The organism is Flavobacterium johnsoniae, assembly GCF_001879205.1.
Classification (GTDB): Bacteria; Bacteroidota; Bacteroidia; order Flavobacteriales; family Flavobacteriaceae; genus Flavobacterium; species Flavobacterium johnsoniae_A.
In genome coordinates this window covers 446,457-464,279 of the sequence record NZ_MLFK01000005.1, presented here as the reverse complement: position 1 = coordinate 464,279, position 17,823 = coordinate 446,457, and the positions used below count along the sequence as shown (strand labels likewise).

The following is a 17,823-nucleotide window of genomic DNA, read 5'->3' as shown; positions in this document are numbered from 1 at the left end:
GCGAAATCGAACGTTCGTTTAACTAAAAAGTTCATCAGGATCTACTAAATCTGATAGTTTTTGTTTTAAATCATCTTTTAAAATCGTTAGGCCGTATTGATACGACGCGTTCATCCATCCAAAACCTTCTTCGGTAATGTAATTAAATTCGGTACCTACGTTTCCGTATTCGGCGAAAATTTTGTGTGAACTTATGGATAAATCAAATTTCTCCGGAATGGTTCCATTATAATCCACCGCGTTTCTGGTAATCAGCCAAAGCCATCGGTATACCATTTCCTGCGCCTCTTCATTAAAATTGTAATTCAGCAAACCTTCCCATAAAAGCATTTGATGCGGCGCCCAGCCAAATGGATAATCCCATTGACGTATTGGTGAATTTTCATCAACTCCGGCAATCGATTCTTTGGTACTTCCGGCAATTCCGCCCTTCAATTTAAATTTCGGAAGTGTCTTTTTTACCAAAATTTCAGCTTGTTCCGTCGTACTTATTTTGGCCCAAAGCGGATAAAATGTCGTTGCTGCCTCAAAATAATGTTGTTCTTCATTTACAAAATTATAATCGAAATAGATTCCGTTTTCCGGATTCCATGACAATTTGTTTATTTTTTCTTTTCTTGAAGATGCTTTTGAAAGCCAATAATCACTTGAAAAAGATTTATCTTCAAAATATTGAAATTCATTTTTAAAATATTTCTGAATCAAAAAAGCAATATCAGTTTCGTATTTATACAACAAACTATTTATGGCAACTGTATTTAAATTGGCGCAGATTCCAACTAATCTGTTGGTGGTATCGTGCCCGCTTTCGCGCATGCTTCGATCGTGAATAAAATATTTATCCAGTTCTTCATCAACAACTTCTCTGTCGAGATATTTCTTTTCAAATTCACGTGTAGACAAATTATATTTTGGCGCAAACTGTTCCAGAATATCATCAAAATGTCCTTCTTCTACCTCAAACGGAAGTCCGATTCCTTCTGCTTTATAACGATTTAAGCCATTTGCTGTAAGCCGTTTTCCTTCTTCCATCCAAACGGTTTGATATTCTTTTATGGCCGTTTTTAAATGCCTTTCAATCCAAAAAACATCCGGATTTGACTTTTCTAAAACATCTATAATAAGCGATGTATACAATGGTGGCTGCGTGCGGGTTAAATAGTAACTTCGGTTAGCATTTAGAATTTTCCCGTAATGATCAATTTGATATTTAAAATTTTCAGCAATACCTAAAGCCAGTTCCATTTTATCATCAATTAAAAGTCCTTTGGCAATAAAATAACTGTCCCAGCCGTACATTTCATTGAATCTTCCACCAGGAACCACAAACGGAACGCCCGAAATTTCATTGTTTTTTATTTGAAGTGCCAATGCCAGAATTCCAGGTTTTTTGTTCAGCGATAAAACATATTCAGGTGAAATATTCTTGGGCATCTGCACCACTTTTAACTTTGGTATTGAAACTTCTAATTTTTTGAAATAATCAAAAACAATTTCGTCTCCAAAAGGCACGTACAAGTAAGCAAATTCATTTTCGATTTTATCATCTTCCAGAATTTTCTTTACACCAATAGCATCAATTGTTCGGGTAAGACCTTTCCAATACAAATCTTTTATTTTTCTTGAAATTCTTTTTACCGGATCTTCTGTAATTTCGTTCCAATCTATTTCTGCAAATTCTGTGTTGTTTTTTTTTGCTAAAGCCAATTCCTGCAATAAGTTAGAAAGCTGATAAGTTCCTTCAATCACTGCTGAATTTCCGTTTTCATCCTGCAGCAAAAAACTTTTAGGACCGTTGTCATCAATTGTAATTTTTTTATCGCCGTCAGTATCTTCCTGAGCCAATAATTTTTCGATGGTTTGGGTTATATGGAGTTTAAATTTCATCTTTTGCAGTTATTTTTTTAAGAATAAAAAAGGAGATCAATAATAAGGTCATTGGAATTAAGGTAAAATAAAAAGCTTTTTCAGGGCCTTCATTTTTAAACAGCCAGCCTGTTATTCTGGAACCCAAAGTCCCGCCAAGAGCAGAAAAAATAACAATTAATCCGGTCATGGAACTTTGCAGATTTTTGGGCAGGGCACTTAATACAATCGAATTTAATAAGGGATAAATAGGTGCTATAAATAATCCTATTAAAGGAAATGCGAAACCAATTAACGGAATATCTGAAAGTGTATCGATGTTTTTCACCTCTAATCCAACTGTTTTTGGCAGTACAAAAGTGACCAAAAGCATGGCAGAAACGATGCAGAAACTCAGCACCCAAATCCAGTTTACTTTTTTGGTTACAATACCGGCAATCATTCTTCCAATGGCTAATGAAATAGCCAAAATACTGGCCATCATAATGCTGATATTTTCCGGAAGATGAAGCACTTTTGTATTAAATGTAGGCAACCAGGAAAGAATTCCCTGTTCGATCATGACAAATAAAAAAACGCTGATCACAAAAATAACCGTAAGCAGTTTTGCCATTAATTTGAACATCTGGAGAAAATCATCTTTGAGATTTGCTCCTGCGGCGACTTCGGCTTCTTCAAATTTTATAAAGAGTAAAAACAAAAATGACACAAACGATAATCCCGCTAATAACCAATATACATTGAGCCATGAATTGGGATCATTTTCGTTATTAAAAGCCGGAAATAAGAAATAAGCCAGTGCAATTCCTACCATAAAAAAACCTTCAATACTGCTCATTAAAGCGTTGTGTTCTTTTTTTGTTTCGGTCACGGTTCCTATTAACGAATAAACGGAAACTTTTATCAGGGCAAAAGAGACTCCAACAGTGGCAAAAAGAATTTTAGCATTATCAAAAGAGTTTCCAAAATACATAGAAATACAGGCTAAAGTAACCAATCCCAAACCTATCAGCATCGCTTTTCTATAGCCGATTCTTGGTAAAAAAGAAGCTATAAAAAAAGAGACAATAGCAATGGGCATGTCTTTAAAAGCCTCTAAAATGCTTGCCTGAACTTCATCGACTCCATAATTTTTCTGCGATTTTAAAATCACAATGCCTACGCTGTTTAATAAAATAGCGAAGACAAAATAATTAAGGTAGAGTGAAATTTTGATTCCTAGGTTTTTCATTTTTTATTTGTTTGTCTGTGCTTTACGATTATGGTTACTGTACGGGTATTCAACACATAGAAACATAGTTTACTATACGCTAAAAAGGCGTTTTGCTTACATTAAATTCATCCCGAAGCTTCGGGACTATGTCTGGAAACTAGTTTATTTTTTACTCTTTTTGTAAATAATAAAATCTATGTTTCTATGTGTTTACTATTTTATACAAACTACATTTATGCTTTGTGGTTACAGTTTAGAGACGCACAGCAGTACGTCTCTAAACCGTATGTATAAATTTAGAAATTAATCGCTACCGAAAATCTAAAAGCACGTCCCAAAATAGGTCTTGCCATAAACACATCGCTTGCTGCAGATGTTGTTTGTCTTGGATCTCCTTCGGTCAAACCAATTTCGTTGAATAAATTCGAAGCATCAACTGCAAAACGAAGATTGTTGTAGGTATAATTTAAACCTGCTCCAACTTCTTTATAAGCCGGTAAAACTTGTCTGTTATCCTGATTGGTGAATTTTTTATCGAAATAAGAAAACTGAACGTAAGCTGTAAAATCTTTTGTAATATCAACTTCTGGTCTTAGGTTACAGAAAAATTTAGGGATTCTTCTGGCTGTATTTCCGTTAAAATCAAAAGTAGAACCATCTGCATTTGTTCCTGTAAAGTTGTCGTACTCCGGTTTTTGAACAGTGAATGTAAAATTCAGTTTCACCATTTCATATCTCGCATTGGTCTCTACTTCAAGACCAATATTATTTACGTCGGCAAATTTATTTTCTGAAGATCCATCAGATAAAATATCCGTGAAAGCAACATTTTTTAAATTCATGTGAAACAAATTCGCATTTACAGAGAAAAAAGAACCAGCATATTTATAACCCAGCTCAAACTGATTTACTTCTGTGTTTTCTAATTTACTTAAATCGGCCGCATTATCATAAAAAGATTCTTCAATTGGTGATCTAAATCCGTGGCTGTAACGAATGTATGAAGCCATATTGTCGTTGAATTTGTAGTTTCCTGCAGCAGTATACGACCATTCGCTTACATCATATCTCCAATACGTATAAGGATTTCCTTTTACAGTTGTTACTGCGTCATCAGCGGTATTGTTATCCAGAATTCCTAAATCTTCAGCAAAAAATCTGGCGTTGTCTCTGTATCCAGAATATTTGTCTTTATTATATCGTAAACCAGCGTTAAAGGTTAATTTATCTGTAGCTTTAATTTCGGCATCAGCATAAATATCATTCAAAAGTCCTTTTGTCTGTGCATCTCTTTCCAGCCACGTAATTCTTTCAACTCCATTCCATGTATGGTCTACTCCGGTTGTATTGTCTTTTACATTTAACAATCTAGGATTGTCTGAAACACCAACCAAATACGAATTCCAGTTCCAATATTGATTGGATTTCCAGTTCGAATAATAGTAACCTGCTGTTAATTGCACCGGATCTAAATCAAAAGAAAAAGAGAAATTATTAGCAAAGTTGTTCATTTTCTTCTCGATGTGCCAAAGATCTGCCCTCATGATTAAAGCATTTGGATCAAGCGCCGCACCATTGTCTACATACGTATAAGCCAAATTTCCTGCCGTTGTGTTTTGAACGCTTGTTGCATACGCATCTTGTGTCCAAGGTCCGCCATTTGGAAAAATAGCGTTGTAATTTAAATCGATATTGGTATTTTTAAACGAATTTTTAAAAGTTACTTTATCTGATATTTTCTTTTTGAATTCAGCTCCAATTGAGTTAATAATTGGGTGAGAACCATCTTCTAAATCTGCGCTAAAAGTGCCTCCTCCATATTGAGGTACATTTAAGTGACTTAAGTTTACCGAAGTCAATGTTCCATAATTTGGGTTAAATCCTGGAATTCCTTCAATTTTTCCGTTATTACTTTTTAGCGGAATTGGTAAATAGAATGTGTTTCTGTCGTCAAGATGTTTAAAGTTGATTCTCAAATAATCATTGTCATCAAACTTATAGGTAATATTTCCTTTTATTTGCCCGCCTTTATTCGCTGTAAAACCTGTATTTCTTACTCCATTATCAGCTCTGTAAAATCCGCCGATATTAAAGAACAGCTTATCCTGAATTAAAGCACCAGATAAATTAAGATCAGTTCTGAACATTCCATAATCTGAAGTCGTGAATTTTGCTCTTCCCTGAAAATCATTCTGACCTGTTTTTGAAATAAAGTTGATAATTCCACCCGGAGCATTGTTGGCAAAAATTGAGGCAGAACCTCCACGAACGGCTTCCATTTTGCTCACCGTTTCATCCAGTCTGTAAAAAGTATCAGCATTGGCAAATTGCAGGGCACCGTCTTCAAAAACCGGCAGTCCATCTTCCTGAATTTGTACATATTCATAAGCTCCTGCAGATGGAATACCTCTTGCAAAAAGGTTGTTTCCAATTTCTCCTCCGGATGCTTCGACTACAAATCCCGGAATTGTCTGCAATAATGCAGCCGTGCTCGATGGTGCTCTGTCTTCGATTGCTTTTGCACCCAATGTTGTAATGGCAACGCTCGATTCTAATTTAGATCTTGGAGCAGACGAACCTGTTACGACCACTTCTTTTAAACTCTGTGATTCGCCTTCAAGAAGTAAATTTACATCTAGTGATTCGCCTTCTTTTATGGCAATTTTTTTCTCGAAAGTTTTATAACCTACACTTGTTGCAATAATAGTGTATGTTCCTGATTCGATATTAGAGAAAGAATATCCTCCGTTTTCATCTGTAACGGTACTTTTTCCTGTTTCCTTGATCGTTACATTTGCTCCGGGAACAGTTACGCCGCTGTCGTCGAGTACTTTTCCGGAAACTTTAGCTGTATTTTGGGCAAACAGGTTATTTGGTAAAAAAAATAGGCAAAACATTAAAAATAATGTACCTAAATAATGGTGCAGCTTTTTCATTTTTTTGTTCGGTTAGTTAGTAATTATGGTTATCACTGTCAAACTTAAAAACAAATTATAAGGAATATAAGAATTAAAAATCGAAAACGTTTTCGAAATCGCCTAAAACGTTTTCGGAAAGTATTTTTTTATCAACGAAGTTTATTTTTTAGTACATTTATTTCATGAATGACACAAAATTAATAGATATAGCCTCTGCATTAGGAATATCGGTTACAACGGTTTCAAAAGCGTTAAAAGGATATACTGACATTAGCAAATCGACCCGCGCCAGAGTTATCGAAATGGCCGAAACGATGAACTATATGCCTAATTCTGTTGCGGTAAATTTAAGAACCAACGAAACCAAAACCATTGGTGTCATTATACCTGCAACCGTTCATCACTTTTTTTCGAGCGTATTAAACGGAATTTTAGAAGAAGCCGAAAAAAGAGGATATTTAGTTATCATATTACAATCAAACGAAAAATATGAGATGGAGAAAAAACAGCTTGCTTTATTGATTCAAAAGCGGGTTGACGGCGTTTTAATGTCACTTTCAAACGAGACCGATGATTTCTCTCATATTAATGAAGCCATTCGCAAAAACACGCCGGTTGTTTTATTCGATAAAATTGCCAAAAGAGTTGATTGTTCTAAAGTAGTTATTAATGATGCAAAAGCGGCTTTTGATGCTGTTTCGTATCTTATTAATAAAGGCTACAAAAAAATTGCGCATTTTAGAGGTTCTTATGTGCCGCAAAATTCAATTGATCGTTTTCTGGGTTATAAAAGAGCGCTTGAAGCGCACGGAATTGAATACGATTCGAAATTGGTTTACGTTTGCGATAACAATACCGATTTTGAAGACGGTTACGAAAATGCCCAAAAAATCATGACCGAGAATCCGGATATTGATGCCATTTTTGCCATCACTGATTTGGTCGCTATCGGAATTATTAAATATTTTAATGAAGCCGGAATAAAAACCCCAGATCAGGTGGCCGTTTTTGGTTTCAGCAATTGGTTTATGAGCACCGTTATTTCGCCTAAATTAACAACAATCGATCAGCCTGGATTTGAAATGGGACACACTGCAGTTTCTATTTTGATTGATGAAATTGCCGACATCAAAGAGCATCGCCCAATAACACATCAAATTATAGAACTTCCAACGAGAATCATAGAACGGGAATCGACTGTAAAATGATTTTTTAGTTTTAACTTTGCCTCAATTCTTAAAAAGCATCAATGTTTCCGATTCCTGAAAATACCGATTTTTTATTGGCTGATGCCGAAAAAGAAAATTTATATTTAAGTCTGATTGAACAAATCAATAAAGATTTTAACCTGGCCAATGAAGGAATTGATTTTCCGCTAAGCATTTCTCCCGAAGAATTAAAAATTCAGCTTCATGAAAAAATATATCGCATGATTCAGTACAAATTTGCTGAATATTTGAATCTCCTTTATATCATTGATGTTCCCGAAAATGAAATAAAAAGTCTGGATGGATCTGATTTAGTTGTTCTTGCCGAACAAGTGGCTTTTTTAGTTTTGAAAAGAGAATGGCAGAAGGTTTGGTTTCGGAATTTTTATAAGTAAGAAGGTTCAAAGGCTCAGAGCTACTTAGTTTTTTTAAGATTAAATTTCATCCCAAACAAAAAAAAAATTATTTTCATCTACAACCTGCTCTTCATTTTCATCAAATGGAATATATTTATCATTTTCTAAAATGAAAACTTGTTCATTATTTAAGATTTTGTTCAACTCTTGAGTTAATTCTTCTAATTCTTGATTTTGATTATTTCCTGCTGATGCACCCATGTGAAAATGCCAATCACATTCTTTTCTATGATTTTCAAAACCTATTGTTATTTCTAAATTATAGGTTGCTATCCACAAAAATCTGTTTCCGCTTCTACTTTTTATAAAGCTATCAAAAGATTGATCTTCTTTAAAATGAATATTTTTTAAAAATTCAGGATGATTTTTAGTTAAATATTTTAAAGTTATAGTAGAATATAAAGCTTGATTCATTGAAAGATTTTTTCACTTTTTAAAACTTAGAACCTCAGTATCTCAGAACCTTAGTAACTTAGAAATACACCCTCACAAAAGGCATAAATCCAGATCCGTAAAGACTTGTTTCCTCGTTAAACAAAACGTCGTAACGGGCACCAATTGTTACATTTCCGGTTCTGTAACCGGCTCCTAGATAAAGTGCGGTGTTCCAGAAATTATCAGAATAAGCAGGCCTGTAATTCGTTCCGTCATAGTCTGTATTAACACGAACTTGTTCTAATTCTGCAGACAATTGAATCTCCGGAATTGGATTTACCAGAGCAATTAAACTACCGCCATAAACAAACGAATCGTAGTAATCCTTAGAAGACAAATAACCAAACTGCAATCCAACTCCAACGGCAACAATCTCATTAACGTTGTAAATTGCACTTGGCATAACCGAGATATCGGTATATCCGGAACCAATTCCTACGCCCAGTCCGCCTCCAAACTGAACCTTATCCCAAAAATTATTTTTTTGAATAACATAGGTTTGTTGTGCAATTGTATAACTTGAAAATAAGAATGTCAAAATCACAAAAAAAGATTTGCAATCGATTGAAAATTGAATTTTATTCATAGTTAACGTTTATTTTAACAAATTTTTACGTAAAAGTACGTAAAAAAAAGATTTAAATAAAGGCGATTGTTGTACTTTTGCCTTTCTATTTAACAAAAAGTATATTCACTAATATTATGGATAGGTTTTCATTTTTAAATGCAGCGCATACAGAGTTTTTTGCACAATTATACGATCAATATTTAGTAAACCCAGACAGCGTTGAGCCTAGCTGGAGAAGTTTCTTTCAAGGTTTCGACTTTGGACAGACTGTTTATAATGACGAAAATCCGGTGCAGACCATCGTTGAGTATGTGACTAGCCCAAACACAGATTACAGTCAGGTTTCGGAAAAACTACAAAAAGAATTTAACGTTCTAAAATTAATTGATGGATACCGTACGCGCGGGCATTTGTTTACCAAAACAAATCCAGTTCGTGACCGTAGAACTTCATCTCCTACTTTAGATATTGAAAACTTCGGATTATCAGCAGCTGACCTTTCAACTGTTTTTGATGCTGCGCAGACAATCGGAATGGTGCCTTCTTCATTGCAGGATATTGTAAATCGTCTTAAAGCTATTTACTGTCAGCATATTGGTATCGAATATATGTACATCAGGAATCCTGGCGTTGTAAAATGGATTCAGGACAAATTGGCGGTAGATAACAATCAGCCTAATTTCTCTACAGAAGAAAAGAAAACCATCTTAAATAAATTAAATGAAGCCGTTTCTTTCGAGAACTTTTTGCACACTAAATATGTGGGACAAAAACGTTTTTCACTAGAAGGAGGAGAATCTATTATCCCGGCTCTTGACGCTTTAATTGAACAAGCTGCAGAAAAAGGTGTAGAACAATTCGTAATGGGAATGGCCCACCGAGGTCGTTTGAACGTTTTGGCAAACATCTTCGGAAAATCGACTCAGGATATTTTTGGTGAGTTTGACGGTAAAGATTACGATCAGGAATATTTTGACGGTGACGTAAAATACCACTTAGGTCTTACAGCTGACAAAAAAACAAGATCAGGAAAAAACATCAACATCAATTTAGCACCAAACCCTTCTCACTTAGAAACAGTTGGAGCTGTAATTGAAGGAATTACAAGAGCAAAACAAGACAAATATTACGCTGATGATTTCTCTAAAGTATTACCTATCGCCGTACACGGAGATGCTGCAATCGCAGGTCAGGGAATCTTGTATGAAATCATTCAAATGTCATTACTTGACGGTTACAAAACCGGAGGAACAATTCACATTGTAATTAACAACCAGGTTGGTTTTACAACTAACTACTTAGATGCTCGTTCTTCTACTTATTGTACAGATGTTGCCAAAGTAACTTTATCTCCAGTATTACACGTAAATGCTGATGATGCCGAAGCTGTTGTACATGCTGTATCTTTTGCATTAGACTACAGAATGCAGTTTGGACGTGACGTATTTATCGACTTATTAGGATACAGAAAATACGGTCATAACGAAGGTGACGAACCTCGTTTCACTCAGCCTGTTTTATATAAAATCATCGCAAAACATAAAAATCCAAGAGATATTTATGCTGAAAAACTATTGTCTGACGGCGTAATCGATGCATCTTATGTAAATGCTTTAGAAAAAGAATACAAATCTGCTTTAGAGGAAAATTTAGAAGCTTCCCGTAAAAAAGATTTGACTATCATAACTCCATTCATGAAAAACGAATGGGACGGATTTGTTCAGGTAACAGATACGCAGATGTTAGAAAAAGTAGACACTACTTTTGACAAAAAAGGATTGGATTCTATCGTAAACACAATTTCAACCTTACCATCGGACAAAAAGTTTATCAATAAAATAACTAAAATTGTTACAGATAGAAAAGCAGGATACGACAACAACACTATTGATTGGGGAACTGCAGAAGCATTAGCTTATGGTTCACTTTTAACAGAAGGATTTGATGTTCGTATTTCTGGTCAGGACGTAGAGCGTGGTACATTCTCTCACCGTCATGCCGTAGTTAAAGTTGAAGATTCTGAAGAAGAAGTAATTCTTTTAGATGCTATTGAAAACAAAAAAGGAAAATTTGGAGTTTTTAACTCTCTTTTATCTGAATATGGAGTTCTTGGTTTTGATTATGGATATGCATTAGCAAATCCGAAAGCCTTGACAATTTGGGAAGCACAATTTGGAGATTTCTCTAATGGAGCTCAAATTATGATTGACCAGTATATTTCTTGTGGTGAAGACAAATGGAACAACCAAAACGGTATCGTTTTATTATTACCTCACGGATACGAAGGACAAGGTGCTGAACACTCTTCTGCAAGAATGGAACGTTATTTACAACTTTGTGCTAGACACAATATGTATGTTGCCGATTGTACAACACCGGCCAACTTCTTCCACTTGTTAAGAAGACAAATGAAAACAAATTTCCGTAAACCTTTGGTAGTTTTCTCTCCAAAAAGTTTATTGCGTGACCCAAGATGTGTATCTACAGTTGAAGAATTGGCAAGCGGAAGCTTCCAGGAAACAATTGATGACAATACAGTAGACAAAAAAGCAGTGAAAACTTTAGTTTTTGTTACTGGTAAATTCTACTATGACATTACTGCAGAAAGAGAAAATAACGGAAGAAATGATGTTGCAGTTGTTCGTATCGAACAATTATTCCCTTTCCCAGTTGAGCAGATTAAAGAAATCATTGCAAAATATCCAAATGCAGATGATTATGTTTGGGCTCAGGAAGAACCTAAAAACATGGGAGCTTACAGCTTTATGTTAATGAACTTTGATCTTGTAAAATGGAGATTAGCCTCATTAAAAGCTTATGCTGCACCGGCATCAGGAAGTTATACACGTGCAAAACGTCGTCATGCAGATGCAATTAGAATGGTATTCGATAAAAATTTATTTAGATAAAAAAAATGTTTCAAGTTTAAAGTTTCAGGTTTAATGCTGACATGAAACTTTAAACAATTAAAACTTTAAACAAAAACAAAGATGATTTTAGAAATGAAAGTCCCATCACCAGGGGAGTCAATAAAAGAAGTTGAAATTGCAACTTGGTTAGTAAAAGACGGAGATTATGTAGAAAAAGATCAAGCGATTGCTGAAGTTGATTCAGATAAAGCTACTCTTGAATTGCCTGCTGAAATGAGCGGTGTTATCACGCTAAAAGCTGAAGAAGGTGATACAGTTGCAGTAGGTGCTGTAGTTTGTTTAATTGATACAGATGCTGCAAAACCAGCAGGAAGTGCACCAGCAGCAGAGGCAAAAGCTGAAGCTCCTAAAGAGGCGCCAAAAGCAGAAGCTCCAAAGGCAGAAGCACCGAAAGCGGAGGCTCCAAAAGCAGCTCCGGCAGCAGCAAGTTACGCGGCAGGAACTCCTTCTCCAGCAGCAAGAAAAATATTAGACGAGAAAAATATTGCTCCGGCAACAGTTTCAGGAACTGGTAAAGGCGGTAGAATTACTAAAGACGATGCTGTAAATGCAGTACCTTCTATGGGAACTCCAACTGGTGGAAGCCGTGGAACTGAGCGTACAAAATTATCTATGTTACGTCGTAAAGTAGCAGAAAGATTGGTTTCGGCTAAAAACGAAACAGCTATGCTTACTACTTTTAACGAAGTAAACATGACACCGATCAACCAAATTCGTAATGAATACAAAGATGCTTTTAAAGCAAAACATGGCGGTTTAGGTTTAGGATTTATGTCATTCTTTACAAAAGCAGTTACAAGAGCTTTACAATTATATCCAGATGTTAACTCTATGATGGATGGTGATTACAAAATCGCTTACGATTTTGCTGACATCTCAATCGCAGTTTCTGGACCAAAAGGTTTAATGGTTCCTGTTGTTCGTAATGCTGAATTATTAACTTTCCGTGGTATCGAAGCTGAAATCAAAAGATTAGCTTTAAGAGCTCGTGATGGTCAAATTACAGTTGACGATATGACTGGAGGAACTTTTACAATCACTAATGGTGGTGTTTTCGGAAGTATGTTAAGTACTCCAATTATCAACCCTCCTCAATCAGGAATTTTAGGAATGCACAACATTATTGAGCGTCCGATTGCTGTAAACGGAAAAGTTGAAATTCACCCAATGATGTACGTTGCCCTTTCTTACGATCACAGAATTATCGACGGACGTGAGTCTGTTGGTTTCTTGGTTGCTGTAAAAGAAGCATTAGAAAATCCGGTAGAATTATTGATGAACGGCGATGCTAAACGTGCTTTAGAATTGTAATTGTAAGTAATTTTCACAATAATAAAAAACCTGTTCACTAGTCTGAACAGGTTTTTTTATGCAAAACTTGCTTAAGATTTGCTTAAGATGTTAATTTTTTAAATAAACGTAAATTTTACCCTTTAAAAAATATTTTATTTAGAATAAATAAGGATAGCTTGTGTAGTTGACAATCAACAACTAAATTTGCGCTATTAAAATCAATTCTAAATAAAATGAAATATAAGTTTACAATTTCTTTTTTGAGCTTTTGCTTTTTTCTATTAGCCGCTGCAAGTATATCAGCACAAGAAAGAGCATCTATTAAAGGTCAAATTAGTTTAAATAGTGATGAATCTCCAGAAAATATCTCTGTTGTTTTAAAAGGAACAAAATCAGGAACTACAACAGATGATTCTGGTAATTATATTTTAAAAAACATCAAGCCCGGAACTTATACTATAAAAGTTTCTTCAATAGGATACATTACTCAGGAAAAAACAATTGTAGTAAAAGAAGGCGATCACTTAATTCACAACTTTTCAATCTCTGCCAATTTAGAAGATTTGACAGAAGTAGTTGTGAATAGTAAGAAAAATCACTTTGCACGTAAGGACAACAGACAAATTTCGAGATTACCTCTTAAAAATCTTGAAAACCCACAGGTATATACTACTATTACAGGAGAATTATTAAAAGAACAGGTTGTTACTAATTTTGATGATGCTTTGAAAAATGCATCTGGTATAACACCACTTTGGGCAGCAACAGGACGTGCCGGAGACGGAGCCGCTTACTACTCTTTAAGAGGATTTCCGGTTCAGCCAACAATGGTTAATGGTTTGCCAGGTTTAACAAACGGAAGTTTAGATCCTGCAAATATTGATAGAATTGAAATTATCAGAGGACCATCAGGAACGTTGTTTGGAAGCAGTTTAATCTCTTACGGAGGTTTGATTAATACCACTACAAAAAGACCTTATAAAACATTTGGAGGAGAAGTAAATTATACTACAGGAAGCTATGGTTTACAACGTGCAGTTGTAGACTTAAACACTCCTCTTAATGATAAAAAAACTTTAAATTTCAGAGTAAATTCAGCTTACAGTAAACAAGAAAGTTTTCAGGACGCTGGTTTCAAAGAATCTTTTTTTATAGCACCTTCATTATCTTATGAAGTAAATGATAAATTATCATTCTTAGTAAATACTGAATTTATGAGCAGCGAAGCTACAAATCCAACGATGCTGTTTTTAGATAGAGGGACGCCATTAAGAGTTCACAATATTAATGAGTTAAATTACGATAACAAACGTTCTTACACAAGTAACGAACTAACGATGAAAACTCCTTCATACAATATCCAGGCTCAGATGAATTATAAATTTTCTGATCAATGGAGCTCTCAAACCGTTTTCTCTACCAGTTCAGCAAAATCACAAGGAAACTATACTTACTTATACGAAGGTACAAGTAACAAACTTTTCGCATCACTTAAAGACGGAATTGTATTAGGCAGACAATTTACCGATCAGGACAATCAAAATATAACAACAGATATTCAGCAAAACTTTAATGGTGATTTCAAAATTGGAAATTTCAGAAACAGAATTGTTGTAGGTTTTGATTATTTCAAAAGAACCTCTTCTGATCGTAGTTCCGGATATGTTGCAAATGGCCTTGTATATATTGGTAATGACTTACAAACGTTTAATAACATTATTGGAAAACAAACAAACGGAGATTCTGGAGATTTAACAAAAGCAGGTTCAGACGCTCTTATTGCAAATAGTCCAAGAAACAACAATAATACGAAACAAGAAGTTTACAGCGCTTATGTTTCTGATGTAATCAACTTTACACCTGCATTCTCTGCTATGTTAAGTTTACGTGCTGACCGTTTTATGAATGCAAAAAATGACGGATACAATCAAACAGCTTTTTCTCCAAAATTCGGATTAGTGTATCAGCCAATTTTAGACAAAGTTTCCATTTTTGCTAATTATATGAATGGATTCGTAAATGTTGCTCCGGGACAAAACCGTACTTCAAATGTAACTACACCAGTTGTATTTAATCCTGAGCGCGCAAATCAGTTTGAAATTGGAACTAAATTAAACCTGTTTAAAGATAAACTTTATGCTACTTTTAGTTATTACGACATTCAGGTTTCAGATCAGGTTTATGTAGTAGAAACTCCTTACATAGATCCGACAGATCCAACAGCTGAACTACCAAACGATCAGACTTCATTTCAAGATGGTGCTCAGAGAAATAAAGGTTTTGAAGCAGAATTTGTTGCAAACCCAATTAATGGTTTAAATATTGTTTTGGGATACAGCTATAATGATGCCGTTTTAACAAAAGGAGATCCTGATTTTGTAGGTCACAGATCTGAAAATGCAGGACCAAGAAACCTGGCAAACCTTTGGGCTAGTTACAAATTTACAAACGGGTTACTTAGAGGTTTTGGCTTAGGTTTTGGAGGAAATTACGTTGGCGATAATATGATCATGAATAGAAATGTTGCAGGAACATTTACAATACCTGCTTACACAGCTTTAAATTCATCTCTATTTTACAATGTTGAAAAATTTACAATCACACTTAAATTAAACAACATTACAAATAAAGAAATATATGATGGATGGTCAACCGTACATCCAAAAGATGCCAGAGCATTAATCGCAAGTTTCTCTTACCGATTCTAAAAACAAATAACAAAAACACCTTTCGCTTAGCAGAAAGGTGTTTTTTAAATTTTATGAAATTATGATAACAATAGCCAGCCTTATCGTTTTTTTAGCTTTTTATACGCTTTATTATACCTCAAAAAGAGCCGTTTTATCTTATGATTTAGGTTTTGAAAAATGGATGAAAAAAAATCCAAAACAAACCAAAATCACCGGATTAGCTCTTTTGGTTACTGCTTATGTCATCTGGCTTTTTACACAATCTTTTGGCTGTGGTACTTTAATGTTTTTTATTCAGCTTATGACAATTGGAAGTTTAATTATCATTCTGGCACCTCTAAAAAAAGTAAACAGCAAAGCAATTTTGGCAATTGTAATTATTATTGCGCTTTTAGAACTTTATTACAACTAACCCACTAACCAATGCCAGCAAATCCAAAATATTTAACCCCTGCTTTTTGGCCTCGTTTTGCCAAAATTACAGCCGCTATTTTAGGCGGTTACTTTGTTTCTGTTACCTTTCATCTAGCTTTAGCTTCGTGGTTTAACCGTCCTGAAGTTTTAATGACAATGGCTTTCAGCGGATTTATTCTTTGGGTTGTTCTTATGGTTGTAGCCTTCCTGGCAAAAAGCGGATGGAAAATATGGGGTATTTACATTCTCCTTTCTTTAGTTTTTTCTCTTCTTATATATCTTGGTCAAACTTATAATCCTACCGCGTAAATATGAATAACCGTCATTACAATATCTATTTTCATACGCATACCGTTAGCGGTATTGTCATCAGCGTTGTGCTGTTTGTAATTTTCTTTGCAGGATCTTTTTCTTTTTTTAGAGATGAAATCATCAATTGGGAAAGAAGTGAATCTACTGCCATAACAAGAGAAATTCAGCTAGATTACGACAAAGCGTTAAAAAATCTGGATAAAGAATACGTTTTACACGGAAGAAACATTACCATATCTAAACCATCTCTTGAAAACAGAGTTGCGGTTTATATGGAAGGAACCAAAGATACTTTGGCTCCGGCCAAACAAAAAGAAGGAACATTCTTTTACTTAGACAATAAAAATTTTAAATCATTCACTTACGAAGAATCTTATTCTTTAGGAGAATTTTTATACCGTCTGCACTTTCTGGCACAGATCCCTTATCCTGTTGGGTATTATCTTTCAGGATTTGTTGCCTTGTTTTTCTTATTTGCTATTGTAACTGGTGTTTTATTACACTGGAACAAAATTATTTCCAACTTTTATATTTTCCGTCCAAAGGAAAAATTAAAAACATTATGGACAGATGCTCACACAGCACTAGGAATGATCGGACTTCCGTTTCAGTTTGTTTATGCTGTTACAGGAGCTTTTTTCATGATTAAACTTTTAATCGTAGCCCCAGCCGTAATGGCCTTATATAAAGGTGATCAGGACAAGCTTTACAAAGAATTAGAATACAACGATCCTGACTATAAGTTTGAAAACAAAAAATTAGCCGCAACTTTTGACGTCAATCAGCTTGTTTCTAAAGCAAAAAGCAATTGGTCTGATTTTGAAATTACCCGTGTTTTCATTCAAAATTACGGCGATGCCAACATGCATGTTTTGGTTGAAGGCGAATTATTGAGCGAAAAGAAATTTACCGGAATTGGAAAAGTAGTATACCGCATTTCTGACGGAAAAGAAATCGCACGCAAAAATCCTGTAACGCAAAATGGTTATATTGATGTTGTAAAAAATGTTCTGTACAGAATTCACTTTGGAGATTATGGCGGTTATGCCTTAAAAATAGTAAGTTTCATTTTAGGAATTATTACCTGTTTTGTGATCATTTCAGGAGTTATGATTTGGCTGGTTGCAAGACAAAAAAACAATCTGCCGGAAAAGAAAAGACGTTTTAATGCTGCAGTGGTTCGTATCTATCTGGCTATTTGTTTAAGCATGTATCCTATTACTGCTTTGGCCTTTATTGGAACTAAAATATTCTATCCTTTAAGCCAATCTAACTTGTTTAGTTTATATTTTGGCGGATGGCTGTTATTAACAATATTCTTCATCATTAAAAAGAATGATGCTTTTACGAACAAATTCTGTTTAATCTCAGGAAGTATTTTAGGCTTTTTAATTCCAGTAACAAACGGAATTGTTTCTGGTGATTGGTTTTGGACTTCATTTATGGAAAACAAAATTCAGATTTTCTTTATAGATGTTTTCTGGATCGTTTTGGAATCGATAACACTGTATACTGCCTATCATTTAAAACCTAAAAAAACAAATTAACATACAAAGCGTT

At 34.7% G+C, this 17,823-nt stretch carries 13 protein-coding genes; 8 read left to right on the top strand and 5 right to left on the bottom strand.

Annotated elements, in window-relative coordinates; all coding sequences use genetic code 11:
• Positions 1–18: 18 nt before the first annotated feature.
• The 3 genes from BKM63_RS07275 to BKM63_RS07265 all read right to left on the bottom strand — a co-directional run bounded on the left by BKM63_RS07275 (position 19) and on the right by BKM63_RS07265 (position 6,015).
• Positions 19–1,887 (bottom strand): alpha,alpha-trehalase, encoded by a 1,869-nt coding sequence (locus tag BKM63_RS07275; RefSeq protein ID WP_071635953.1) that lies wholly within the window; start codon positions 1,885–1,887, stop codon positions 19–21.
• The gene (locus BKM63_RS07270) at positions 1,877–3,097 is read right to left on the bottom strand and encodes an MFS transporter (RefSeq protein WP_071635952.1); all 1,221 of its coding nucleotides are present in this window, start codon (positions 3,095–3,097) and stop codon (positions 1,877–1,879) included. The genes BKM63_RS07275 and BKM63_RS07270 overlap by 11 nt, the downstream gene beginning before the upstream one ends.
• Before the next feature lie 278 nt (positions 3,098–3,375).
• Positions 3,376–6,015 (bottom strand): TonB-dependent receptor, encoded by a 2,640-nt coding sequence (locus tag BKM63_RS07265; protein ID WP_071635951.1) that lies wholly within the window; start codon positions 6,013–6,015, stop codon positions 3,376–3,378.
• A gap of 164 nt (positions 6,016–6,179) precedes the next feature.
• On the opposite strand from BKM63_RS07265, the gene BKM63_RS07260 reads away from it, so the two are divergent.
• Both BKM63_RS07260 and BKM63_RS07255 read left to right on the top strand, forming a co-directional pair.
• A complete protein-coding gene (locus BKM63_RS07260) occupies positions 6,180–7,205 on the top strand; it encodes a LacI family DNA-binding transcriptional regulator (protein ID WP_071635950.1) in 1,026 nt (341 codons plus the stop codon).
• 41 nt (positions 7,206–7,246) lie between these two features.
• Positions 7,247–7,600 carry a hypothetical protein gene (locus BKM63_RS07255; protein WP_071635949.1) on the top strand — a complete coding sequence of 118 codons (354 nt, stop codon included), beginning with the start codon at positions 7,247–7,249 and terminating at the stop codon, positions 7,598–7,600.
• Between the two features lie 39 nt (positions 7,601–7,639).
• Here BKM63_RS07255 and BKM63_RS07250 read toward each other — a convergent pair whose 3' ends face one another.
• The gene (locus BKM63_RS07250) at positions 7,640–8,035 is read right to left on the bottom strand and encodes a hypothetical protein (RefSeq protein ID WP_071635948.1); all 396 of its coding nucleotides are present in this window, start codon (positions 8,033–8,035) and stop codon (positions 7,640–7,642) included.
• A gap of 58 nt (positions 8,036–8,093) precedes the next feature.
• On the bottom strand, positions 8,094–8,642 hold the full coding sequence (locus BKM63_RS07245) for a hypothetical protein (RefSeq protein ID WP_071635947.1): 549 nt from the start codon (positions 8,640–8,642) through the stop codon (positions 8,094–8,096).
• Positions 8,643–8,758: 116 nt separating this feature from the next.
• Here BKM63_RS07245 and BKM63_RS07240 point away from each other — a divergent pair, with 116 nt between their 5' ends.
• From BKM63_RS07240 to BKM63_RS07215, 6 genes are all read left to right on the top strand, one after another.
• On the top strand, positions 8,759–11,533 hold the full coding sequence (locus tag BKM63_RS07240) for a 2-oxoglutarate dehydrogenase E1 component (protein WP_071635946.1): 2,775 nt from the start codon (positions 8,759–8,761) through the stop codon (positions 11,531–11,533).
• Positions 11,534–11,614: 81 nt separating this feature from the next.
• The gene (odhB, locus tag BKM63_RS07235) at positions 11,615–12,865 is read left to right on the top strand and encodes a 2-oxoglutarate dehydrogenase complex dihydrolipoyllysine-residue succinyltransferase (RefSeq protein WP_071635945.1); all 1,251 of its coding nucleotides are present in this window, start codon (positions 11,615–11,617) and stop codon (positions 12,863–12,865) included.
• A gap of 215 nt (positions 12,866–13,080) precedes the next feature.
• Complete coding sequence (locus tag BKM63_RS07230) at positions 13,081–15,555, top strand: TonB-dependent receptor (RefSeq protein ID WP_071635944.1); 2,475 nt, start codon at positions 13,081–13,083, stop codon at positions 15,553–15,555.
• A gap of 61 nt (positions 15,556–15,616) precedes the next feature.
• Positions 15,617–15,949 (top strand): hypothetical protein, encoded by a 333-nt coding sequence (locus BKM63_RS07225; RefSeq protein WP_071635943.1) that lies wholly within the window; start codon positions 15,617–15,619, stop codon positions 15,947–15,949.
• An 11-nt stretch (positions 15,950–15,960) separates the two neighbouring features.
• Positions 15,961–16,260: a hypothetical protein gene (locus tag BKM63_RS07220; RefSeq protein ID WP_071635942.1), complete on the top strand. Its 300-nt coding sequence runs from the start codon at positions 15,961–15,963 to the stop codon at positions 16,258–16,260.
• Between the two features lie 2 nt (positions 16,261–16,262).
• A complete protein-coding gene (locus BKM63_RS07215) occupies positions 16,263–17,810 on the top strand; it encodes a PepSY-associated TM helix domain-containing protein (RefSeq protein WP_071635941.1) in 1,548 nt (515 codons plus the stop codon).
• Positions 17,811–17,823 lie beyond the last annotated feature (13 nt).